The organism is Parvibaculum sp. (assembly GCF_039973015.1).
Classification (GTDB): domain Bacteria; phylum Pseudomonadota; class Alphaproteobacteria; order Parvibaculales; family Parvibaculaceae; genus Parvibaculum.
Genome location: NZ_JBDWLT010000012.1, coordinates 244,749 through 266,112, shown reverse-complemented (window position 1 = coordinate 266,112; position 21,364 = coordinate 244,749). Strand labels below are relative to the sequence as shown.

Genomic DNA, 21,364 nt, shown 5'->3' with positions numbered 1-21,364 from the left:
GTTCGGCTATTTCAATTGGGGGACTAAGCATGAGATCGATTGGTGTGGCGATGCTCATCGGCGTCGCGGCAATTCTCGCTGGCTGCGCGGACAGCGTATCCAAACCCGTCCCTGTGATGGCGCTTGCGCCGGAGCAGCAGTCGGCGCTCAGGATCGCGGAGGTGAAAGCCGAAGCGGCACCGGGTGTGGACATATCGCAATACGACCTGGACCGGATCGCACAAAAGCTGAAGAGCGAGCTGGAGTTGCGGGCCGCAGAAATGATGGCGGGGGACGAAGACCTCTCCTCCACGACCATGAAAGTCGTCTTCACGGAATACGATGCCGGCAACGCCTTCGCACGCGCCATGCTCGCGGGGCTCGGTCAGATCGAAATCGATGCCGACGTTTTCCTCATCGACAAGGATGGAAAGACGGTCGCGCAATATGAAGTGTCGAAGGATTTCGCCTTTGGTGGAATCTACGGCGCATCGACAAACATCCAGGACGTCGAAGTCGGCTTCATCAAGTCCGTTGTCGAAATCGTCAAGGAACGGAAGACCTGATATCCCCGTTCAAGTTTTATAAGGGAGCCCGCGCCTCACCCGCGCGGGCTTTTTCATGCCTCCGCAATCCCACAAAAAATCTTCCCACCCTCGCCTTTTTTCTTCACCTCCCCCTTGCGGGGGTGTGGAACATCCCGCGAAACGCGGGCGAAAAGGTCCTGTGGACCTTTTCGAGTTCCGAACGCCGAAGCGAAGCGCAGGCTGCGGATTGCGTTTCGCAATCCGGGTGGGGGTAATCCCCGCCAGGGACAACCTCATTCATTCCGTACACAGATTATACAAAACCGCTTTATGACGTTATGATGACGTTCGTGTGACAGTGGGAGTGCACTTATCCCGCAGACGCCGATTTCCTGAACCGGATCAATGGCTTGGCCGGAGCGAAGAAATCCCCTCCCCCCATCGTCACGATGCTCGTCTCCCCCGCCCCTGCGGCAACCCGCTAAGTCCCGGCATCTACAGGAAAATTCTGGATATCCCCGGTCCAGAAATGAACATCTCCACCCCTTCAAACCGGGCGCCATAGGCCCTAGACTGCGCCCAAACGCCATTCAGAATCCGGGAACGCCCATGTTCGTCCATTTCTTCCATGAACTGAAAAAAGCCAATGTTCCCGTAAGCTTACGTGAATACCTCACGCTGCTGGAAGCCTTGGACGCGGACGTCATCGACCGCAAGGTCGAAGATTTCTACTACCTCTCCCGGGCCTCGCTGGTGAAGGACGAGCGCAACCTCGACAAGTTCGACATCGTTTTTTCTCATGTTTTCAAGGGCTTGGAACAGATGGGCGAAGGCGACATCGCCCAGATCCCTGAAGAATGGCTCCGCGCACTCACCGAGAAGTTCCTGACCGAGGAAGAGAAAGCTGAAATCGAGGCCCTCGGCGGTTGGGAAAAGATCATGGAGGAGCTGCAAAAGCGCCTCGAGGAACAGAAGGAACGCCACGAGGGCGGTAACAAGTGGATCGGCACGGGCGGAACTTCTCCTTTCGGTGCAAATGGTTACAACCCCGAAGGCGTCCGCATCGGCCAGAAGGAAGGCCGCCACGGCAAGGCCGTGAAGGTCTGGGACAAACGCGAATACAAGAACCTCGACGACCAGATCGAGCTCGGCACCCGCAACATCAAGGTCGCGCTTCGCCGCCTGCGCCGTTTCGCGCGCGAAGGCGCACCGACGGAGCTCGATCTCGATGGCACCATCAAGTCGACGGCCCACCAGGGCTATCTCGACATCAAGATGGTCCCGGAGCGCCGGAACAAGATCAACGTATTGATTTTCTTCGATATTGGCGGCTCGATGGATAGCCATATCAAGCTCTGCGAGGAGCTTTTTTCCGCCGCGCGCACCGAGTTCAAGAACCTCGAATATTTCTACTTCCACAACTGCCTTTATGAAGGCGTCTGGAAGGATAACCGCCGCCGCCACACGGAAAAACTCAGCACCTGGGATGTGCTCCACAAGTATCCGTCTGATTACAAAGTGATTTTCGTCGGCGATGCCACCATGTCGCCCTACGAGATCACTTATGCGGGCGGCTCTGTCGAACATTGGAACGAGGAGCCCGGCGGCATCTGGCTCGAACGCGTCCGGCAGATCTATGAGAGCTGCATCTGGATCAACCCGATCCCTGAACGGCACTGGGAATACACCCCCTCTCTTCAGATCATCAAGCAGATCATGGGAGAGAACATGTTCCCGCTGACGCTCGAAGGGCTCGACCACGCGATGCGGGAACTGTCACGCTAGCGCGTTATATCCCGGTCGATCCGGCCGTCCACAAGATGAATGTTGCGTTCCGTCGCTTCGGCAAAGCCCGGTTCGTGGGTCACCGCAATCACGGTCCGTCCCTCATCGCGCACCAGCTTCGCGAAGATCTCCTGCACGATCTGGCTGTTCTTGCTGTCGAGATTCCCCGTTGGCTCATCGGCGAGGATAAGTGCCGGATCGTTGGCCAGTGCCCGGGCAATGGCAACGCGCTGGCGCTGTCCGCCTGAAAGCTGATCCGGCCGTTTCTTCGCCTGGTCCGCGATCTCCAGCTCTTCAAGCAATTGATGGCTGCGTTCCGCTATTTCCTTGTCGCCTGCCCTGTTGAGCCGCTGCATTGGCAACATCACGTTGCGCAGAACGGAGAACTCGGGAAGCAGGAAATGGAACTGGAAAACGAAACCGATCTTGCGAAGCCGGATCGCCGCCAGCCGGTCGGCACTAAATCCAGTCGTGTCTTCCCCGTCGATGAAAACGCGTCCTTCCGTCGGCACATCGAGAAGACCCAGCAAGTAGAGAAGCGAGGATTTCCCTGAACCCGAAGGCCCTGTCACACTGACGAATTCCCCCTTCCCCACCGTGATGTCGACATCCCGGACCAGCGTCACAGGAACGGCTTCCTGCAGAACACGCGTTACGCCGCGTGCTTCGATGAGCGCTTCACCGCCGCTCATGCCGCCCCCCGGATGATGTCCACGGGCCGCACTTGGGACGCCTTTCTCGCGGGATACCACGCCGCGCCGACAGCGGAGAGAACTGCGAAAAGCCCTCCCATACCGTACTGGAAAATACCGCGCTCGAGTGCGATGCCCTGCTTTTCCGTCATGCCGGGAATGGTGATCTGCACCGACGCAAGCATTTCGAGAAGGATGTAGCCAATGCACCATCCCATCGCCATGCCGAGAAGGCCGACCACGATTCCCTGAACCAGGAAGATCACCTGAACGTCGAAAGCGCGAAACCCCATCGACATCAGGATCGCGATATCCCGCCGTTTCTCCATCACGATGGTTGAGATGATGTTGAAGATACCAAAGGATGCGACAACCATGATGGCCCCGACAATCGAATAGGTAATGATGTTCCGGATCACGAAAAGACCCAGAAAATCGCGGTTCACTTCTTGCCAGGATTCCGAGCGATATTCCCACCGGCTTTCGATCCGCGCCGCCACGTCTTCTGCCTCGTCAGGGTCGCCCACCTTGATGCGGATACGGTTTGCAATGAAGGGTTTTTCGAGCAGCACCTGCGCATCCTTGATGAGCATGTAAACCTGCCCCTCGTCGAGCAACAGATTGCCGGTACGAAAGATACCGACAACCTTCATCCGCCTTACCAGCCCGGTCGGAGAGACCACCGTGGCGAGATCGTCCATCCTCAGTCCCAGTCGATCGGACATGCCTTGTCCGATCACGATGCCTTGTGACGAGGTTTTAAGCCTTATCAAGCTGCCCTCACGCATGTCTTCTTCGACGGTCGTGAGCAGCCGCTCCTTTTCAGGGTCGATGCCTGCAATGGAAGCGCCAACGTCTTTACTGGCATAGCGAATGATGGCCTGGCCCGTCAGGGCCGCCTCCGCGACAACTCCCGGTCGCTTGGACAGTTCATCGACAATTGCACCGTAATTCTTGATGCCGCGCAGATATTCACGAGGCTTGGTGTTCTCGAGACTCACCGCCGCATCGGGGTAAGCGATGTAAACGGGTTGCTTGGCGGCAGTTCGGAATTCATCTTTTATCGTGATATGCGGTGCGTTCTCCACAAGCTGTCGCACAAGATCCTTTTCCGAACCGGACATGACGGCAGAGGCGGCGATGAAAAATCCAACACCCAGCGCGACGCCAAGCATCGAGACGACGGTCTGTCGGCGCCGGTAGGTGAGTTGCGCTGCCGCGATGCTGAAGGCGACCCGCCAGAACATGGTTAGTCTCGCAGTTCTGCATTGCGAGGCATGCTCCGCGGGCGAACCTTGTCTCCCGCGATCAGTCCGGAAGGCGGAGAAACGATAACCACCGCATTTTCCGGCAGCCCGGACAAAACCTCAGCATTTTCTTCGCCAATCGAACCCAGTTCTGCGTCCGCTAGGCGCGCTTTTCCATCTTCGACGATCCAGAGCGACGCTCCCGACAACGCGGAAACCGGGATCAGCAAAGCATTGTCTTCCCGGCGAACAACGATGTTGATTTCCGTCGTCATACCGGAAATGAGAGGCGTGTCTTCCGGCAGTGTGAGGTAGACGCGGTACGTTCTGGCGATGGGGTCCCCATAAGGCGTGATCCGCGCCACATGGGCCTTCAGCACTTGCCCTGGAAAAGCATCGGCGCGGATCAGAGCATCCTGCCCTGGTTTGACCTTGACGATGTCCTCTTCATCGACCTCGCCGTCGATCTGCAGCGCCGATGGGTCGCCTACCATGAAGATGATCTGGCCAGGCTGCACCATGTCGCCAACCTTGACCTGGTTCTCCGAGCGCAGAAGCTCCCCGGAGACGGGCGCCGTGATGAAATGATCGTCGAGCCGCGCCTTCGCACCGCGATAGGCCGCGCGCGCTGCCGATTGAGCGCTCTCCGCCTGATCCAGTGCGGCTTGGCTGGCGTTGCCCGTTCGGCGAAGGCGCGCGGCACGGTCGAATTCAGCCTCTGCAAGTTTCAACCGGGCCGCAAGTTCCTGGACACGCGTGATGTCCTCGCTCGCTTCGATGACGGCAAGTATATCGCCCTGTTTTACGCTGTCGCCTTCATGCTTCAGAACCTCGGTAATGGAGCCGGCGATCTTCGTCCCCACACGGGCGTAGCGAACAGGCTCCACCGTTCCCGTAGCATAGACAGCCTCCACCGCCTTGCCCCGATAAGGCATCGTTGTGATGACTTCAGGCGGACGAAAATAGGAAAAATATATAAGGATAAGGGCGCCAATCGTTGCGAGGGCTGCACCACCTGCCCAGATTTTCTGTCTTTGCAAATCAGGTCTCCGCGCATGCCTCGGCTATCCAGGCAATCTTGCTTATAACAGAAGATAGGTGCTCACCGTCACCCGGGGATAAAAAGAGAGGCGGAAATCCACATGACTCAGGGAGGAAGTATGCAAAAGAAAGTGATTCGAGGCGTCGCCTTGCTGGACATGACCGTTACCCTGCCCTTTGCATTGCCCTTCATCGCAGAAATAATGATCTTGATAATTTCTGAGCTCGACCGCTGGTTGGGGTTTTACACCCCCTCCGGACAGTTCGATATCGGTCCTTTGGCCATGATGTTCGTGCACATTATGGGGGTGCTTGGTGTCATCTGGGCGCTCGCGCGCCTGCACATGGTCTCGCTCTATCTCGCTCGCATGGATGCCGTTGCCCGCCTGGCGGTCGCCGCCCTGATCGTCTCTGCCATTGCACAAGGTGCTACACCCGTGCTCTGGCTCTTCGTTTTGACGGAAATCGGGGGCAGCGCGGCACAGTTTTCAGTCCTCCGCAGAAAAGTGATATCCCCGCCTGTGGCGCATCAGTGAAAGTCACGGCTTCGAGGAACAAAACGAGCGGCTCGCAGGCGTCTCTGCTCTTCCTGGTTGTGCGTGGTATCGCGACCCGCGTGTTTCATGTCCTTGGCATACGTACCCACGGTTTCGCTGATATCTTCCGAGGATAGAAGGCCGAGTTCGCTGGTCCAGTCCTCCAGATCATCCGCCACGACATGAATCACGATGCCTTCTTTCTGAACACGGCCGCGCACGAAGAGAAGCCTTGAGGTAAGAACAATCCGGCGGCGCTTCTCATAAAGCTTCGGCCAGATGATGACGTTGGCAATACCAGTTTCATCTTCGAGTGTTGCGAAGATTACACCACTTGCCGTTCCGGGCCTCTGCCGTACCAGGACAAGTCCTGCAAGCGCTACCCGTTTGCCGGCCTCAACTTCCTTTAGTTGCGCATTAGGTACCACACCATTTGCAGCAAAGCGGTTACGAAGAAAAGAAACGGGATGTGCCTTGAGAGACAGCCGAAGCGTTGCATAGTCGAACACGACATGCTCACCGGGCGGCATGGCAGGTAAAGACACTTCTTCCTCCTGTTGCAATCCCTCTTCCCCTATCGCCGCAAAAAGCGGCAGGGCCGCAGGCGCTCTGCCTTTCTGTCCACCTGCATATCCTCCGAGACCACGCACAGCCCAAAGCGCCTCGCGGCGATCGAACCCTATGGAACGAAATGCATCTGCATCGGCAAGTCGTTCAATGATGCGGGGATAAAGTCCCGTTCTTAACCAGAAATGCCGAACGGAATCGAAACCATCCCTGCGCGCGCCCTCGACAATGCGTGCCGTCTCTGCTTGCACACCTTTCACCTGCCTCATACCGAGCCTGACCGCACATGCACCCGTCTCCGTCTTTTCCAGCGTACAGTCCCAATCGCTGTGGTTCACATCGACGGGCCGCACTTCCACGCCATGTTCGCGCGCATCTCGTACAAGCTGCGCCGGCGCGTAGAAGCCCATTGGTTGCGAATTGAGGATCGCTGCGCAGAAGACATCCGGATAATGGCACTTAAGCCAGGCAGACACATAAGCAAGCAGCGCAAAGGCTGCCGCATGACTTTCAGGAAATCCGTAATCGGCGAAGCCCTCGATCTGCTTGAAACAGCGCGCCGCGAAATCGGCCTCATACCCGTTTTCGACCATGCCGCTTATGAATTTCTCGCGATACACACCAATGGTGCCTGACTTGCGAAAAGTAGCCATGGCGCGCCTGAGCTGGTCGGACTCTCCCGGAGTGAACCCGGCCGCAACGATGGCGATTCTCATGGCTTGTTCCTGAAAAAGAGGTACGCCATAAGTTTTCCAGAGAACTTCGCGAAGCTCCTCCTTTGGATATTCGACGTGTTCTTCTCCATTCCGCCGCCGCAGATAGGGATGCACCATATCCCCCTGTATCGGTCCTGGTCGCACAATCGCGACCTCAACCACAAGGTCATAGAAGCTACGTGGTTTAAGACGCGGTAACATGGACATCTGCGCCCGGCTCTCAACTTGAAAGACGCCGACCGCATCCGCTTCGCAAAGCATGTCGTAGACCTTTTCGTCGCCATGCGGGACATCCGCCAACGTCATGTGGTGGCCGTAGTGTTTGTCGAGGAGGTCAAAAGCTCTGCGGATGCAGGTCAGCATGCCGAGAGCCAGCACATCGATTTTCAGAATACCAAGCGTATCCAGATCGTCCTTGTCCCATTCAACGAAGGTCCGCTCGTCCATCGCCGCATTCTGTATCGGCACGACCTCTTCGAGTGCCCCCTGCGTAATAACGAAACCACCGACATGTTGCGACAGGTGGCGGGGAAATCCGATGAGCTCGCTCGCAAGCTTGAGAGCGAGACGGAGCTGCAGATTCTGTGGATCGAGCCCGATTTCTTCTGCATTGTCCGCCGAAATACCCGTGCTGGACCAACCCCACGTCGAACGGGACAGGGCCGCAACGGCGTCCTCCGAGAGACCAAACACCTTACCAACATCCCGAATAGCGCTGCGGGAGCGGTAACTGATCACCGTCGCAGCAATACCCGCACGGTGCCGTCCGTATTTTTCATAGATGTACTGGATGACTTCTTCGCGGCGTTCATGTTCAAAGTCGACGTCGATATCCGGCGGTTCATTCCGATCGCGCGAAACGAACCGTTCGAACAGAAGGTCGATTTCCGAAGGATTGACCGACGTTATTCCAAGACAAAAACAGACCGTGGAGTTGGCCGCAGAGCCCCGACCTTGGCACAAAATTTTCTTCTCCCGCGCAAAACGGACAATGTCATGAACGGTAAGAAAGTAAGGCGCATAGCCCATCTCACCGACAAGCGCGAGTTCATGCTCGATGGTCTGCTGCAGTTTCTCATTCACCCCTGCGGGAAAATGCTTCTCCGCCCCTTCCCGTGTCAGCCGCGTTAACAATTCCTGCGGAGTCTCGTTCTCCGAAAAACTGTCGGATGGATATTCGTAGCGAAGTTCATCTAGGGAAAACGAGCAACGGCGTACGATTTCTTGCGTGGCGGCAAGCGTTTCAGGCCAATCTGCAAAAAGTCGCGACATCTCCGCGCCGCTCTTCACATGCCGTTCCGCATTGGCCGAGAGCCGAAACCCGGCTTCCTTCAGCGTACAGTGTTCGCGAATGCAAGCGACGACATCGTAAAGAGGTTTCCGGCCAGGCACGTGGTAGAAAACATCGTTCGTAGCGACGAGCGGTATTCTCATCTCTCGCGACAAACGTAAAAGCACAGCATGACGACGCCGGTCGTCACTGCGGTATAAGGGCGAGAAACCTATCCATACAGAACCGGGGAAAGATTCTGCGAGAGTTCCGAGAGTGCTTGTAAGGTTTGTATCTGGCACGGCAGGTGGCATGACAATGAAGCAATGCCCGTCACCGTGCGCAAGAACATCGCTCAACCCAAGATGACATTCCCCTTTCCGGGCGCGGCGATTACCCAGCGTGAGAAGCTTCGTCAATCGTCCATAGGCTTCGCGATCTTGCGGATAGGCAATGACCTCGACCCCATCCTGCAAGACGAGCCTTGAGCCAACGAGAAGCCTGATCCCTGCTTTCTTCGCCGCCGCGTGAGCACGCACGACACCAGCCAGCGTGTTGCGGTCGGCCACACCGATAGCGGAGAGACCGAGTGCCTCTGCCGCCATCACCAGCTCTTCTGCATGGGACGCACCGCGCAGAAAGCTGAAATTTGTCGCTATCGCAAGCTCCGCAAAATCGGCATTCATTCGAACACCCCATGCATGAACCAGCGTGGGGCTTCGTTGTCGCGGAAATAAAGGCCATCGCGAAAAAGCCAGAAACGGCGCCCCTCACTATCTTCTACGCGATAATAGTCCCTCGTTTGTTGCTTGTTTCCTCGCCACCACTCAGGCGCAATGCGCTCCGGCCCCTCAGTGCGGACAACCCGATGAGCGATCCGTCGCCAGCGGAAAATACGCGGCGGCCCTTCCGGCACTTCGGCAACGACATCGACCGGCTCAGGCATACGCAAAAGCCGCAAGGGACGTAGCATGGTGCCGCCCATCATGGAGGCGCGATGCTCCTGTGTGTGCATCTGCCAGCCCCGCATGGCTGGCGTAATGCCATTGAGCGCCGGAACATCGGCAACGGCCCCCTCGGGGACATGACTCGATCGCGGTTCCAGTCGCAGAATACGCTCTCGGCCCAGCCTGTTACTCACCCGGTCCAGAAAGCGCTCCAGATCATGAAGGTGCGCTTCATTTTCGTTAAAGCCACCCTGCATGGGGGATAGAGGTTCGACGACGACACAGATAAGCGCGATTGCCTCTATACCGCAGCCTGCGTCGAAATCGTCACCCGCCTGCGCCAGCTTCTCGCGAAAAAGCCGCGCGAGATGAGCAGCCTCATGGGAAGGCCTTCCCGTGCCAGCCTGAAACTGTGTCACCTCGCCATCGACGCGGAAGAGAAGAAGCTCAAGCCGCCTTGCGCCCTGTTGTTCACGCAGCAGCACCTTGCAGAGACCGTCTGCAACCCGAAGCACCGCCTCCTCGATATGAGCAATCTGTGTAAGCTCTTCAGGAAAAGAGAGGCTGGCCCGGTAAAGCACGTCAGGCCGGTCAGGCGAAATCGGTTCGCGTTCGAAACCAAGCGCTTCATCAAGGCGCCGCGAGACATCGGCACCGAACCTGGCAGCAATCGGTGCCCGCGGTTTGCCGTAAAGGTCGCCTGCCTGTTTGAGCCCGAGACGCATAAGCCCGCTTGTCGTGGGCTTGTCGAGCCGAAGCGCCGCTACAGGCAGATCGCGCAATGCATCCGCTTCCCCACCCGGGGCTATGATGGAGAACGCATGAGGGCCATACCTTACGACAGCCCAAGCTGCTCCCGGCGTCGAGGCAATGGCACAACGAATGGTCAGCGCCAATCCTTCAAAGCGGGACCGCACCTCCCGGAGCAGCGCATCTTCTCCGCCGAAAAGATGTGCACAGCCTGTTATGTCGAGAAAAATTCCATCCGGTTCTCCATCCCGGCCCACAGGATCCGCCGCCGTCCAAGGCGTATAACGAATGCACCAGCGAGCAATCCGCTGGAGCGCTTCGCGGTCTCCCTTACTGTCGGCCGGATGCACTTCCAGCGAAGGACAAAGCGCCCTGGCATCGGGCAGCGGCTGCCCCTGCTCAACCCCCGACGCTTTTGCACGGTTGTCGCAGGCCATAATTCGCAACCCGCCCGCCCCCGCCCTTGCAAGCGCACGTGGCCTTTCGAGCAATTCGGGATGGCGCCGCCCGAGATCGCGATAAAGCCGCTCAATGGGCCAGAAAGGCAGCCAAAGCGCAGCGATCCGTTTTTCCCCCTGCATTGGCTCACCACTAGAACAAAACAAGAACATTGTCTATCATGGTCTCAGGCGAGATAGCGAGTCCAATCCAGCCTTACTTTCCGTCCCGTCTTGTTCAAAACGGGAGTAACTATAACTACCTAGTAGTTGAGTGCTTCGCGCAATGAAGAGGGAAAGCATGTCGAAATACTTATCCGCAAAACGGCTGATCATTGGTTTTACGCTGGCCCTTCCGCTCGCCCTTGCGGCCTGTGCTGACCCTGCGGCTGAGCAGGCCAGGCTCGACGCGATTGATCATCAGAATTGCGTGGATCTCGGTTTCAAGCCGGGCACGGAAACCTATGGAAACTGCCGCCTCAAGATGAAGGAAATCCGGGCCAAGGAAGAGAGCAACAGATCTCCCAATGTTGGCTTTGGCGTCGGTATCGGCGTTGGTCTTTGACGTCAGGAGTGTGTGTCATGCGTATCGTGCAAACCTTTCTGGCCATTGCGGTCATCACTACGCTTGCTGCTTGCGTCAACCCGCAGGAACAAGCAGCGCGAACAGCCGCAGAGCGGCAAGCAGATGCAGCCGAATGCAAGGAAATCGGATTCACGGAAGGCACCGAAGCCTTTGCCGATTGCATGTTGAGATTGAAGGAAATCAGAGCTGAGAAAGAAAACACCGAGGCACTGAGACGTGCCCGAACGCCTTCGCCCTGGTGGGGCCCTTATCCCGGTTATCCCTATCGCTATTACCCGCCTTACTATCGGTAAGGCTCAGATCGTCTGCCGGAAAGGCATGATTGAAGGAGAGTGTTCGGTAACATGCTCTTGCTCGGCGAGGCTATTCTTTGAACGCAATACAACGCCAAAGGCACACATCGCCTTGTCCCACTCCACGATCCATGAACCGGGCTTCCCGCCCCGGGAACGAGTAAGTGCAACCTCCCAGCGCGGCGCACCGGGCAACATTTCCTTTTCGTCCACATAGAAAATGGTACCGCTCCGTGCCGAGGCAACACGCCATCGGGTGACGGCAACACTTGCGCCTTCCTTGGCGTGACCGGTGAACAGTAAAACCGGGGTGGCAGACTCTTCCGCCGCAAGCTGCAGGCGTCTCGTTACAGCCAGACTGAGGGCAGAGGATCGTCCATCAATCTCGCCAATTACGGCCGCAAAAGCCTGGCTACGTAAGGCCTCTTCCATTGTCCAGAGACAATCGGCGTCGCTTGGCGGCATTGCAAACACGAGGCTTTCCGGTCCCATTCCGAAAGCGGAAAGACCTGGCCCGTAAAGCCGCCCCATATCGAACGGCGGCCGCACGGTTTCGCACCAGAGAATGGGAAGCGATGAATTTCGGCTGGAACAAAGAGCAAGAGAAACAAGAAACCCTGTCGCGGCTCCTATATCCCGGTAAGCAGCCGCCGCGACTTCATGCAGCGCGCCCTGCCTTATTCCGCCATTCGGTAACAACCGGTCGATTTCAGGCGCCCCGAGCGAGAAGACAGACACACTCCCTCTCTCCCCCGGTTCATAGCCGGCAATACGCGCCTTCAGTCCAGCAATGAGGCGTTCTTTCTCGAGCGGTAACATAACAAATCCATATGTTCATGTTTTGTTCTAATTGCTGCAGGCAAACAGGTCAAGCCCGGCAATCGTTTATGACAGGCGTGCTTGAAATTCCTCACTGAAATTCGTGCGTGGAAAAGGCGTGTCCGGCACAGGTACCCCAAGAAAACGGCAAAGAGGCTCCCAACCTTCCGCCACGTCGAACACCAGCAAGCGGCCAGCAGGGATGCTGCGTTTTACTTCTGCTTCATGGCGAGCAAGCACATCGAGCACATGCGCTTGGTTTGTTACGCCGCTGAAGGTCTTGTCGCTGACAATGTGACGCGCCATCGTCAACACATCCCGCTGAGGCCCCTCCTCCGGCAGACCGCCTGCCATGGCGGGGAAAATCGTACCTGAAATGCTTTTGTACCATCGCTGCGGATCGCGGGTCGAAAGGATGACCTTCGCCTCGGGATAATGGGCCGCAAGCTCACGCCAGAAATGACAGCTCGGCCAATCGACACTCGCCTTGTACCCTGAAAGCAGGCTGTCCCAGTCAACGGCCTCACCCTTCGCCGCGGAAAGCCAGACCGGCGCCTGTCCGGGATTGGCGAATACTTCCATCATGTGATGACAGGGCGACAACCCGAGTTGCTCAAGCGCAAACTTGAGCGAGAGAGTTCCTGTACGCCCGAAGCCCGCACCAATAATCGACAGAGCCATGACGATTTTCGTGCGCGCCCTCAGGCTTGCGCAACGCCCCAATAATTGAAACCGGCAAAGCGAGGCGTGGACGGCAAATACATCGTCTGGAGGTCGGCGATACGAAACCCGCCCTCTTCAATCAATGACGGCATCTTGCGATTGAGATTGCAGCCGCCGAAGAGCACCTTCCATAGGGGGTTTATGCGATCCTGCCAGCGCGCTACATCGCTATCCGGCGCCGCGCCATGCTCACAGAATACAAGCCTTCCACCCGGCTTCAGAACACGCTTCATGCCTTCCAGAGCCTTCACAGGATCAGGGATCGTGCAAAGACTGAAGGTGCAAAGAACTGTGTCGACACTCTTGTCGTCAAGCGGGATCTGCTCACCGGGCAACCCGATAAACTCCACAGGAAAAGAAAGCTCCTGCGCACGCTCGCCCGCGAGCTTCCAGGATTCTTCGGACGGATCGAGACCAATGACGCGACTTACCTTCGTCGGATCGTAATAAGGAAGGTTGAGGCCGGTACCGATGCCAATCTCGAGAACCGTACCTTCCGCCATCGGTACGACCTTCTTGCGTTGATAACGGATTGGTTTGGTACCGCAGGCACAATTGATGATATGCGGAACGACAAGGCGTTCGTAGAAGCCCATAGACCACCCTCCCAGGCAAAGTTGCGCTAGTATGGCGTTCCTCTACCTCTAGCGCCACTCCGAAACGCCAAAACGCAGAAGCCGGTCTCCGTCGACAGGGCCGGTGGTCCGGCCTCGCCCCTTGAAGCCCAGCGCCGCCGCGCGAAGGAACTGCTTGTCCCGGAGGGCGGCCGCCTGCCGAACGGAAACGGAAAGCGCCTGCCAGACAAGCTCGGCATCGACCAGCCCCGCCGGCCCGGCGATGAAGTGGTCCCGCCATGCAAAAGCGAACAGCCTGTCTCTTGGTGACGCACCTTTGGAGACAGAGACAGCATCGGCAGAAGCATCGGCAACAGTCGCCGCCGCAAACCCTGCCATGGCAGCACTTTTCGATTGGACAGCTACGATATCCAGCGGGCCGGACGTCGGAAAGGCCGATTGGCTTCCCGCGATAGCCGCGCCGCCTTGGACACCCTCTCCTAACGCCGACACAAACTCTCCCAACAGCGGCGGCGCAACGCCACCCGCACCGCCCGCCACACCCGGCTCCTGATGGACAGCGATCACATCACCCAGCGAAACCACGATGGAGTCAACGCCGCCGCTTGCCTGCGCTGCATCGTACATGCCCTCAAGAATCACATCGCAAATGGCACCAGGCATAGCTGCAAGCGAAGGCGGAAATTCAATTTGAGGCAGGGCCTCGTGAAACCGGGCCGCCGTCTCCACGGCGATACGGCCCGCCCTTCCACGCGGCAGCACATTCTCCTGTCCGGTAGCGAGAAGCTCCGCATCCGCGAGCACCGGACGCGAAAGATCGCGCGCAACATCCATCGCGACATCGAGCGCCTCGCGCGCGCCACCTCCCGCAGCAGCAAAGGAGAGTTTACCGGGCCAGATTTCAAAACTTTTTTCGACGAGACAGGACGTCGCAAACATCGGAACACTTACTCCACGAGACGCACTTGCGCTTCCGTATGGAACACGGATTTTTGTCCAAAGCTTGTCTTGTAGAGAGACTTTATCTCGCTAATGGCGCGATCTGCATCCACCGCCTCAGTGTGAACGATAATCATCACTCGCGTTGCCTCTCGAAGCACCCCGGCATGTGGATTTTCCGGGTCGCGCCATTGCCCCTGCGCATCAAGAACGGTGAACCCTTCGGGGAACCGCGGCGTCACGATATCCGCCAGAAAGCCCGCCCATTGCTCTTCGCTGACCACCCCGCCATCCGGCAGGTCGAGCCCGAAATAGAGCGTCGTCTCGACAGCTTCCGTGGAGCCGGCGAAGACATTTGCGTTTTGAAGAAACGCAATGAAGATAACGGCAATGAATATGAAATGTCGCAAGACAAAGCCCCCCCTACTCCACCTAGTTGGCAGGTTGAAGGAAGGTTTGTCCAGCGATGAAGAAGATCAAGCGGCTTCGCGGATCGCAATATCGGCAAGGCGGACACGCAGCCCGTCAAGTTCCGGTGTCATGATAAGCTGGCAGGAAAGCCGCGACCACTCACCGCCGTAATTCTCGTCAAGCATGTCCAGTTCATCCTCGCGCGGCGCATGCAACTTCGACGCCCATTGCGGATCGACTTCGACCTGGCACGTCCCGCAGGCGCAGGCGCCACCGCACTCCGCCACGATGGGAAAACCATGGTCGCGGATGATTTCCATTACCCGCCAGCCTTCAACGGCCTCAAGCTCCCGCTCGCAACCCTTGTTATCGACCAGAATGATACGCATGAAACAGCCTCAATACTCTATGCGACGCCGAGCTTCTTCTGAAGGCTCGTCGAGGACGTCGTGTACTGGAAGGTGACCTTTGCATCCGGATAGGCATACCGAACCGCAGCTTGCGCCATCAGCGCCGCCTCGTGGAAGCCCGAAAGAATGAGCTTCAGCTTGCCCGGATAGGTATTGATATCGCCAATGGCGAAGATGCCCGGCTCGCTCGTCTGGAACTTCTCTGTATCGACCGGGACAAGGTTTTCATGAAGATTCAGGCCCCAGTTTGCAATCGGGCCGAGCTTCATGGTCAGACCGAAGAACGGCAGCAACGTATCGCATTCGATCTCGTATTCGTTGCCGTCATTGCCCTTCGCGGTCGCACCGGTAAGCTGACCGTTGTCGCCATGAAGTGCGGTGATCTGCCCCAGATGGAACTGCATCTTCTTCTCTTCGACCAGCGCATGCATCTTGTTGACACTGTCGGGCGCGGCGCGGAAACCGTCGCGGCGATGAATGAGCTGCATCGATTGTGCGATGGGCTGCAGGTTGATCGTCCAGTCGAGTGCGCTGTCGCCGCCGCCCGAGATCAGCACCTTCTTGTTGCGGAAATTTTCCATCCGCTTGACCGAGTAGAAGACGGACTTGCCTTCATAGGCCTCAATGCCGGGGATCGGCGGCTTCTTGGGCTGGAAGCTGCCGCCACCCGCCGCGATGACCACGACCTTCGCTTCGAAGACGAGGCCGCCGTCGGTTTTCAGGCGGAAGCGTCCGTCCTCAAGCCGCTCCAGTTCCTCGACCATTTCGTTGTAGTGATACTGCGGTCCGAAGGGCTCCGCCTGCTCCATCAACCGCTCGGTCAATTCATGTCCGCTGACAACGGGAAGAGCCGGAATGTCATAGATCGGCTTTTCCGGATAAAGCTCGGCGCACTGCCCGCCCGGCTTGTCCAGAATGTCGATGAGGTGGCATTTCATGTCCAGAAGGCCGAGCTCAAATACGGCGAAGAGCCCGCACGGTCCTGCACCGATGATCACTGCATCTGTCGAGATCGCTTCCTGAGTCATTCTCGGCCACCTGTCGTTCTTGCCCGCTCTCGGGGCTAAATTACCAGATAAAAAGTGTGATTATTTCTATTTCACAACCTTTCCGGCTTATATAGGTCCCGGATGCCGCAACGCCAAGCAAAAAATTGAATGTTTGACGGTGACAAAGCTGCGTCCATGCCTATCTTACGCAGCGCATGCGGAGGCGCAGCATGGCGTCGTGCCGCACCCCCTGAAGTCGCCGGAGAGTCCGAATGGTCAAATGCAACACGATGCCGGAAGTCCGGAACGAGATCGACAGGATCGACCGTGAACTCGTGAAGCTGCTGGCGGAACGGCAGAGCTATATCGAGCAGGCTGGCGTAATCAAGGGCAAGCGCTCGGCGGTGCGTGACGATGCGCGGATCGAGGACGTGGTGAGCAAGGTGCTCGCCGAGGCCGACAAGGCAGGCCTCGCGCGCTCGATCGCGGAACCGCTGTGGCGGCTCCTGATCGAAAAGTCGATCGAACATGAATTCGAGGTGTTCGACGAGAAGGAACGAACAGCCGCCAACAGCTGAGAAAGACGGCTCAGAACTGCTTTTCGGGAAGGTTCACAACGAGGCCGTCGAGTTCGTCCGTCACCTTGATCTGGCAGGACAGGCGCGAATTGTCGCGCACGTCGAAGGCGAAATCGAGCATGTCTTCTTCCATGCTTTCCGCCGGGCCAACTTTTTCTTTCCAGGCTTCCGCGACATAGACATGGCAGGTCGCGCAGGCGCAGGCGCCGCCGCAATCCGCATCGATGCCGGGAATGGAGTTCTTGATGGCGCCTTCCATCACCGTCATGCCGCTCTCGACATCGATGGTGTGTTCCGTGCCGTTGTGCTCGATATAAATGATCTTCGCCATCTTGCTTTTCTTGGTCGGAGGTTGGAAGGAGCCGGGCAAGGCCGGGGTCCGAAAAGGACCGGCACATACATGACGCAGGGCTCATTTCTTTTCAACCCCTCAATCGGGGGCCCAGGCAAAGGATGGCTTTTCGACGCAGCGTCAGCCCCGTTGTTCCTTCGTCACGTGCATCGCATAGTCTAAGGCACGACAAGGGACCGGGAGGCGCGAAAATGGCGGACAAGCTCAACATTCTCTTCATCACGGCGGACCAGTGGCGCGGCGAATGCCTCTCCGCGCTCGGCCACGAAATGGTAAAGACGCCGAACCTCGACGCGCTGGCGAAGGAAGGTGTGCTCTTCAAAAGGCACTATGCAAACGCTGTTCCCTGCGGCCCCTCGCGCGCCTCGCTGCACACCGGCATGTACCTCCAGAACCATCGCTCCGGCACCAATGGAACGCCGCTCGACGCGCGTCACACCAACTGGGCGAAGGAAGCAGCGAGGCTTGGCTACGACCCTGTTTTGTTTGGATATACGGACACGAGCCAGGACCCGCGTGAGGAAGATCCCGAGAGCCCCTGGCTCCGAACTTACGAAGGGCCCCTGCCCGGCATCCGCCCCGTCGCCATGATGGGCACCTGGCCGACACCCTGGACGGACTGGCTGAAGCGCGAAGGCTACGAAGTGCCCGACGACATACGCTACGCTTATGGGCATCGCGCGCCGGGCATGGAATATGAGGATGGCGGCGCGGTGCCGCGCCCCCTCGTTTATCCGAAGGAAGTGGACGACACGTCGTTTCTCACGAACCGGCTGATGGACTTCATCGCGGAAAGCGGCAAGCCCTTCATCGCACATCTCTCGCTCCTGCGGCCGCACCCGCCCTTCGTTGCGCCCGAACCCTTCAACGCGATGTATGACCCGGAAGCCGTGCCGGGCTTCAAACGCAAGGCAACACACGAAGCGGAAGGCGAGCAGCACCCCTGGCTCCGCCATCAGCTTTCGCGCAAGCTCTACCGCGCGCCGGAAAACGAAAAGAAGCTCCGCAGGCTGAAGGCCGTCTATTACGGGCTGATGTCGGAAGTGGACGAGGCGCTCGGACGTGTATTCGCCTTCCTGAAGGAAAGCGGCCGCTGGGACAACACGCTGATCGTCTTCACATCGGATCACGGCGAACAGATGGGCGACCATTGGTTGCTTGGAAAATGCGGCTATTTCGATGCGTCCTATCGCATCCCGCTCATCATTCGCGACCCGCGCGAAGAGGCGGACGCCGCACGCGGAACGCAGGTGGACCGCTTCACCGAGAATGTCGACATCATGCCGACCATGCTCGAACTCATCGGCGCGGAGATACCCGTGCAATGCGACGGCGCATCGCTCAGGCCTTTCCTCGAAGGGCACGAACCGGCGAGGTGGCGGCGCGAGGCGCATTGGGAATTCGACTTCCGCGACCCCGCGAATGACAGCGCAGAGAAGCGGCTGAACCTCACCATGCATCAATGCACGATGAACATCATCCGCGACGAGAAGTTCAAATATGTGCACTTCACGAAACTGCCGCCGCTCCTCTTCGACCTTGAAAAAGACCCGGACGAATTCACCAATGTCGCGACGGACCCCGCCTACCTGCCCGTGATGCTCGACTATGCGCAGCGGCTTCTCTCTTGGCGCATGAACCATGACGAGCAGACGCTGACCCATATCTCGATCACGGATGACGGGCCGGTGGTCCGCCCCTCTGCGCGCTATTGATCCGTTGACGGATGGTTTTTGGGGCCACCCTCGGAGACGTACCGGCCGGGGACAAACAGTGCCGTTCCCGGGGATAAGCGCGGGGCCTTGCGGGGATAAACCACCCGCGCACCGGGGATAAAAGCCAGGGCAACCGGGGACAAAGCGGGACTTTTCGCACCCCACTGTCACAATTCGGGGTTTTTCACCGGCTCCCAAACATATGATTTCATTGGAGGATTTCGAGGCCGGGGATAAGCCGGTTTTGACCGTCATCGTAACGTCATCGAACCGTTACAAATGGCGGCGATATCCCCGCTCCGCATTTTGCCGCGGCCTTTCGGGCCGCCTCCCCTTCGCAGCCGCATGACGGGGATATGTTGCGGTGCCATGAGCGCGGTCGAAGTTGTCCCCGGAAACGGGGAAAAGATTCTTTCCGAAAACTTGTCCCCGGATTTGACGCCGCCCCCTCACCCTTCCCACCACCGCTTCGCGGCGGCGGGCCCCTTCCCTCTCCCCTCCGGGGAGAGGGTGATCCGAGCGGCAGCGAGGATCGGGTGAGGGGACGACACTTCTTGTTATGTGGCCCTTGCCTCCCTCCTCTTTCTCCTGCACTGCTTTGACGTGACGTGAGGGAGGTCGCCGGTGGTGGCGGAAAGCGAAATCGATGCAGTCGTAATCGGTGCGGGCGCGGTGGGCCTCGCCTGTGCGCGGGAACTCGCGCGCGCGGGGCATGAGACGGTGGTGCTGGAGCGGCATGGCGCCATCGGCACGGAAATCTCGGCGCGGAACAGCGAGGTGATCCATGCCGGTATCTATTATCCGAAGGACAGCCTCAAGGCACGGCTCTGCATCGAGGGGCGCGAGATGCTCTACGGCTATCTCGAAAGCCACAAGCTGCCCTACCGGAAATGCGGCAAGCTGATCGTCGCGACGGAGGAAGCGCAGCTCGGCGAGCTTCAGGCGATTGCGACGCGCGCGAAGGCGAACGGCGTCGACGATATCCGCCAACTGACCAAGGCGGAAGTATGCGCGATGGAACCGGCGCTGCGCGCGGAGGCTGCAATCCTCTCGCCCTCGACCGGCATTCTGGATGCGCATTCTTATATGCTGAGCCTGCAAGGCGAGTTCGAGGATCGAGGTGGCATGATCGCCTTTCGCTCGACGGTGACGCGGGTGACGCGGGAGGGCGATGACTTCCTCGTTCATGTGGAAGGCGCGGAGCCAATGGCGCTTCGTACACGAACTATCATTAATGCGGGCGGGCTCCGGGCGCCCGCGCTCGCGGCGCGGATCGAGGGGCTCGACGCCGCGCATGTGCCGGTGCCGCATTTCGCCAAGGGTAATTATTTCTCGCTGACGGGCCGTGCGCCCTTCTCGCACCTCATCTATCCCGTGCCGGAAGCAGCGGGGCTCGGCGTTCACCTGACGCTCGACTTAGGGAACCAGGCGCGCTTCGGCCCGGACGTTGAATGGATCGAGGTGGCGGAAGGAAGCGAGCCGGACTATGCGGTGAAACCGGAACGCGGCGAGAGGTTCTATGCCGCCGTGCGCCGCTACTGGCCCGAACTGAAGGACGGTGCGTTGGCACCCGCCTATTCCGGCGTGCGGCCTAAAGTGAACGCGCCGGACGAAGCGGCGGCGGACTTCATGATTTCGGGACCGGGGGAGCACGGGGTGCCGGGCCTCGTCAACCTCTTCGGGATCGAAAGTCCGGGGCTCACCGCGTCGCTTGCGATTGCGGAGATGGTCGCTGGGATGGTGAGGGAGTAGAGGGAGGCGAAGACGCAAGAAAAGCTCACTTCTCCCGTTCGTCATGGCCCGGCTTGTCCGGGCCATCCACGTCTTTTCTGAAAGCGATGCAGTAAAGTCGTGGATGACCCGCATAAAGCGGGTCATGACGGTATTGGTTGGCAGGGCCCATGGGCCCCGGCTTCTCCCGGCCTTCGCCGCGACAGGCGCCGGGGTGACACTTTTATTTCTGGAAGGTCAGAGAGAAAAACCGCTCAAGCTTCGGTGAAGCTGTCGATGAAGGCGTTGACGGCGCAGGTCGCCTCGCGGATACGCGCCATGACGCCATCGCGCGCGGCGAGCGCGGTCTTCTCCGCCTCTTCCGCAAGTTCGGCAAGTGCCCAGGCGCCGAGACCGCGGGCAGAGCCCTTCAGGCTGTGGGCGGCGTTCTTCCACTCGGTTTCGTCGGCGGCGCTATCGAGGCGCGCGAGATAGAGATCGGCCTGCGTGCGGAAAAGACCAAGCAACTCGTTTTCCAGCGAGCGATTGCCAAGCGTGTATTTGGAGAGGTGAACGAGATCGATCGCGCGATTGCCGCCGCAGGGCATGCTGCTTGAGACAGGCTCGCTCTCCATCTGCTTTGCAAGGCCGGTGGGTTTCATACCGCGACTCCGTCACTGAACGATTCGATATGAAAACGTAACCGCGAAGGCCATACCGATTGGTTAAGCCCTCGCCCGTCCGTTTTCCGGGAAGGCGAAACGGACAAT

General features: G+C 58.5%; 22 protein-coding genes. 8 read left to right on the top strand and 14 right to left on the bottom strand.

Annotated elements, in window-relative coordinates; genetic code table 11:
- Positions 1-29 precede the first annotated feature (29 nt).
- Together ABJO61_RS15725 and ABJO61_RS15720 are read left to right on the top strand one after the other, a co-directional pair.
- Complete coding sequence (locus tag ABJO61_RS15725) at positions 30-545, top strand: DUF4410 domain-containing protein (RefSeq protein ID WP_348326543.1); 516 nt, start codon at positions 30-32, stop codon at positions 543-545.
- A 570-nt stretch (positions 546-1,115) separates the two neighbouring features.
- Entirely contained in the window at positions 1,116-2,291 is a 1,176-nt protein-coding gene (locus tag ABJO61_RS15720) for a VWA domain-containing protein (protein ID WP_348326541.1), read from the top strand.
- Here the strand turns inward: ABJO61_RS15720 and ABJO61_RS15715 are convergent.
- Genes ABJO61_RS15715 through ABJO61_RS15705 form a run of 3 tightly spaced genes read right to left on the bottom strand, consistent with a single transcriptional unit; the run spans position 2,288 to position 5,270 of the window.
- Positions 2,288-2,983 carry an ABC transporter ATP-binding protein gene (locus ABJO61_RS15715; RefSeq protein ID WP_348326539.1) on the bottom strand — a complete coding sequence of 232 codons (696 nt, stop codon included), beginning with the start codon at positions 2,981-2,983 and terminating at the stop codon, positions 2,288-2,290. The two genes, ABJO61_RS15720 and ABJO61_RS15715, sit on opposite strands and share 4 nt — an antisense overlap.
- Positions 2,980-4,230 carry an ABC transporter permease gene (locus ABJO61_RS15710; protein WP_348326537.1) on the bottom strand — a complete coding sequence of 417 codons (1,251 nt, stop codon included), beginning with the start codon at positions 4,228-4,230 and terminating at the stop codon, positions 2,980-2,982. The genes ABJO61_RS15715 and ABJO61_RS15710 overlap by 4 nt, the downstream gene beginning before the upstream one ends.
- Positions 4,231-4,232: 2 nt before the next feature.
- Positions 4,233-5,270 (bottom strand): efflux RND transporter periplasmic adaptor subunit, encoded by a 1,038-nt coding sequence (locus ABJO61_RS15705; RefSeq protein ID WP_348326535.1) that lies wholly within the window; start codon positions 5,268-5,270, stop codon positions 4,233-4,235.
- A gap of 120 nt (positions 5,271-5,390) precedes the next feature.
- On the opposite strand from ABJO61_RS15705, the gene ABJO61_RS15700 reads away from it, so the two are divergent.
- Positions 5,391-5,807 (top strand): hypothetical protein, encoded by a 417-nt coding sequence (locus ABJO61_RS15700; protein ID WP_348326533.1) that lies wholly within the window; start codon positions 5,391-5,393, stop codon positions 5,805-5,807.
- Here ABJO61_RS15700 and ABJO61_RS15695 read toward each other — a convergent pair.
- Positions 5,801-9,046: an error-prone DNA polymerase gene (locus ABJO61_RS15695; RefSeq protein ID WP_348326531.1), complete on the bottom strand. Its 3,246-nt coding sequence runs from the start codon at positions 9,044-9,046 to the stop codon at positions 5,801-5,803. The genes ABJO61_RS15700 and ABJO61_RS15695 overlap by 7 nt on opposite strands.
- Positions 9,043-10,638, bottom strand: coding sequence for a DNA polymerase Y family protein (locus tag ABJO61_RS15690; protein WP_348326529.1), 1,596 nt, complete (start codon positions 10,636-10,638; stop codon positions 9,043-9,045). Before ABJO61_RS15690 ends, ABJO61_RS15695 begins: the two co-directional genes overlap by 4 nt.
- A gap of 157 nt (positions 10,639-10,795) precedes the next feature.
- Between ABJO61_RS15690 and ABJO61_RS15685 the strand changes: the two genes are divergently transcribed.
- Positions 10,796-11,059 (top strand): hypothetical protein, encoded by a 264-nt coding sequence (locus tag ABJO61_RS15685; protein ID WP_348326527.1) that lies wholly within the window; start codon positions 10,796-10,798, stop codon positions 11,057-11,059.
- Between the two features lie 17 nt (positions 11,060-11,076).
- Complete coding sequence (locus ABJO61_RS15680; RefSeq protein WP_348326525.1) at positions 11,077-11,373, top strand: hypothetical protein; 297 nt, start codon at positions 11,077-11,079, stop codon at positions 11,371-11,373.
- Positions 11,374-11,376: 3 nt separating this feature from the next.
- Here ABJO61_RS15680 and ABJO61_RS15675 read toward each other — a convergent pair whose 3' ends face one another.
- The 7 genes from ABJO61_RS15675 to ABJO61_RS15645 all read right to left on the bottom strand — a co-directional run bounded on the left by ABJO61_RS15675 (position 11,377) and on the right by ABJO61_RS15645 (position 16,278).
- Positions 11,377-12,111 carry a hypothetical protein gene (locus ABJO61_RS15675; protein ID WP_348326523.1) on the bottom strand — a complete coding sequence of 245 codons (735 nt, stop codon included), beginning with the start codon at positions 12,109-12,111 and terminating at the stop codon, positions 11,377-11,379.
- 147 nt (positions 12,112-12,258) lie between these two features.
- Positions 12,259-12,873 carry a sulfotransferase family protein gene (locus ABJO61_RS15670; RefSeq protein ID WP_348326521.1) on the bottom strand — a complete coding sequence of 205 codons (615 nt, stop codon included), beginning with the start codon at positions 12,871-12,873 and terminating at the stop codon, positions 12,259-12,261.
- Positions 12,874-12,893: 20 nt separating this feature from the next.
- Complete coding sequence (locus ABJO61_RS15665) at positions 12,894-13,511, bottom strand: class I SAM-dependent methyltransferase (RefSeq protein ID WP_348326519.1); 618 nt, start codon at positions 13,509-13,511, stop codon at positions 12,894-12,896.
- A gap of 48 nt (positions 13,512-13,559) precedes the next feature.
- A complete protein-coding gene (locus tag ABJO61_RS15660; protein ID WP_348326517.1) occupies positions 13,560-14,429 on the bottom strand; it encodes a hypothetical protein in 870 nt (289 codons plus the stop codon).
- Between the two features lie 8 nt (positions 14,430-14,437).
- Positions 14,438-14,839, bottom strand: coding sequence for a DUF3574 domain-containing protein (locus ABJO61_RS15655; RefSeq protein WP_348326515.1), 402 nt, complete (start codon positions 14,837-14,839; stop codon positions 14,438-14,440).
- 66 nt (positions 14,840-14,905) lie between these two features.
- The gene (locus ABJO61_RS15650) at positions 14,906-15,229 is read right to left on the bottom strand and encodes a 2Fe-2S iron-sulfur cluster-binding protein (RefSeq protein ID WP_348326513.1); all 324 of its coding nucleotides are present in this window, start codon (positions 15,227-15,229) and stop codon (positions 14,906-14,908) included.
- Between the two features lie 17 nt (positions 15,230-15,246).
- Entirely contained in the window at positions 15,247-16,278 is a 1,032-nt protein-coding gene (locus ABJO61_RS15645; RefSeq protein WP_348326511.1) for an NAD(P)/FAD-dependent oxidoreductase, read from the bottom strand.
- A 233-nt stretch (positions 16,279-16,511) separates the two neighbouring features.
- Between ABJO61_RS15645 and ABJO61_RS15640 the strand changes: the two genes are divergently transcribed.
- Positions 16,512-16,817, top strand: a complete 306-nt coding sequence (locus tag ABJO61_RS15640; protein ID WP_348326509.1) for a chorismate mutase — start codon at positions 16,512-16,514, stop codon at positions 16,815-16,817.
- A 10-nt stretch (positions 16,818-16,827) separates the two neighbouring features.
- Here ABJO61_RS15640 and ABJO61_RS15635 read toward each other — a convergent pair whose 3' ends face one another.
- Positions 16,828-17,148 carry a 2Fe-2S iron-sulfur cluster-binding protein gene (locus ABJO61_RS15635; RefSeq protein ID WP_348326507.1) on the bottom strand — a complete coding sequence of 107 codons (321 nt, stop codon included), beginning with the start codon at positions 17,146-17,148 and terminating at the stop codon, positions 16,828-16,830.
- 212 nt (positions 17,149-17,360) lie between these two features.
- Here ABJO61_RS15635 and ABJO61_RS15630 point away from each other — a divergent pair, with 212 nt between their 5' ends.
- Positions 17,361-18,884 carry an alkaline phosphatase family protein gene (locus ABJO61_RS15630; protein WP_348326505.1) on the top strand — a complete coding sequence of 508 codons (1,524 nt, stop codon included), beginning with the start codon at positions 17,361-17,363 and terminating at the stop codon, positions 18,882-18,884.
- A 624-nt stretch (positions 18,885-19,508) separates the two neighbouring features.
- Positions 19,509-20,636, top strand: coding sequence for an NAD(P)/FAD-dependent oxidoreductase (locus ABJO61_RS15625; protein ID WP_348326503.1), 1,128 nt, complete (start codon positions 19,509-19,511; stop codon positions 20,634-20,636).
- A 233-nt stretch (positions 20,637-20,869) separates the two neighbouring features.
- Here ABJO61_RS15625 and ABJO61_RS15620 read toward each other — a convergent pair whose 3' ends face one another.
- A complete protein-coding gene (locus tag ABJO61_RS15620; RefSeq protein WP_348326502.1) occupies positions 20,870-21,256 on the bottom strand; it encodes an Hpt domain-containing protein in 387 nt (128 codons plus the stop codon).
- Positions 21,257-21,364: the final 108 nt, after the last annotated feature.

Bases quoted from the DNA above. Each gene is read 5' to 3' on its own strand.
- ABJO61_RS15725 (WP_348326543.1), top strand. From the start codon at position 30: ATGAGATCGATTGGTGTGGCGATGCTCATCGGCGTCGCGGCAATTCTC.
- ABJO61_RS15720 (WP_348326541.1), top strand. From the start codon at position 1,116: ATGTTCGTCCATTTCTTCCATGAACTGAAAAAAGCCAATGTTCCCGTA.
- ABJO61_RS15715 (WP_348326539.1), bottom strand. From the start codon at position 2,983: ATGAGCGGCGGTGAAGCGCTCATCGAAGCACGCGGCGTAACGCGTGTT.
- ABJO61_RS15710 (WP_348326537.1), bottom strand. From the start codon at position 4,230: ATGTTCTGGCGGGTCGCCTTCAGCATCGCGGCAGCGCAACTCACCTAC.
- ABJO61_RS15700 (WP_348326533.1), top strand. From the start codon at position 5,391: ATGCAAAAGAAAGTGATTCGAGGCGTCGCCTTGCTGGACATGACCGTT.
- ABJO61_RS15695 (WP_348326531.1), bottom strand. From the start codon at position 9,046: ATGAATGCCGATTTTGCGGAGCTTGCGATAGCGACAAATTTCAGCTTT.
- ABJO61_RS15690 (WP_348326529.1), bottom strand. From the start codon at position 10,638: ATGCAGGGGGAAAAACGGATCGCTGCGCTTTGGCTGCCTTTCTGGCCC.
- ABJO61_RS15685 (WP_348326527.1), top strand. From the start codon at position 10,796: ATGTCGAAATACTTATCCGCAAAACGGCTGATCATTGGTTTTACGCTG.
- ABJO61_RS15680 (WP_348326525.1), top strand. From the start codon at position 11,077: ATGCGTATCGTGCAAACCTTTCTGGCCATTGCGGTCATCACTACGCTT.
- ABJO61_RS15670 (WP_348326521.1), bottom strand. From the start codon at position 12,873: ATGGCTCTGTCGATTATTGGTGCGGGCTTCGGGCGTACAGGAACTCTC.
- ABJO61_RS15665 (WP_348326519.1), bottom strand. From the start codon at position 13,511: ATGGGCTTCTACGAACGCCTTGTCGTTCCGCATATCATCAATTGTGCC.
- ABJO61_RS15660 (WP_348326517.1), bottom strand. From the start codon at position 14,429: ATGTTTGCGACGTCCTGTCTCGTCGAAAAAAGTTTTGAAATCTGGCCC.
- ABJO61_RS15650 (WP_348326513.1), bottom strand. From the start codon at position 15,229: ATGCGTATCATTCTGGTCGATAACAAGGGTTGCGAGCGGGAGCTTGAG.
- ABJO61_RS15645 (WP_348326511.1), bottom strand. From the start codon at position 16,278: ATGACTCAGGAAGCGATCTCGACAGATGCAGTGATCATCGGTGCAGGA.
- ABJO61_RS15640 (WP_348326509.1), top strand. From the start codon at position 16,512: ATGGTCAAATGCAACACGATGCCGGAAGTCCGGAACGAGATCGACAGG.
- ABJO61_RS15635 (WP_348326507.1), bottom strand. From the start codon at position 17,148: ATGGCGAAGATCATTTATATCGAGCACAACGGCACGGAACACACCATC.
- ABJO61_RS15630 (WP_348326505.1), top strand. From the start codon at position 17,361: ATGGCGGACAAGCTCAACATTCTCTTCATCACGGCGGACCAGTGGCGC.
- ABJO61_RS15620 (WP_348326502.1), bottom strand. From the start codon at position 21,256: ATGAAACCCACCGGCCTTGCAAAGCAGATGGAGAGCGAGCCTGTCTCA.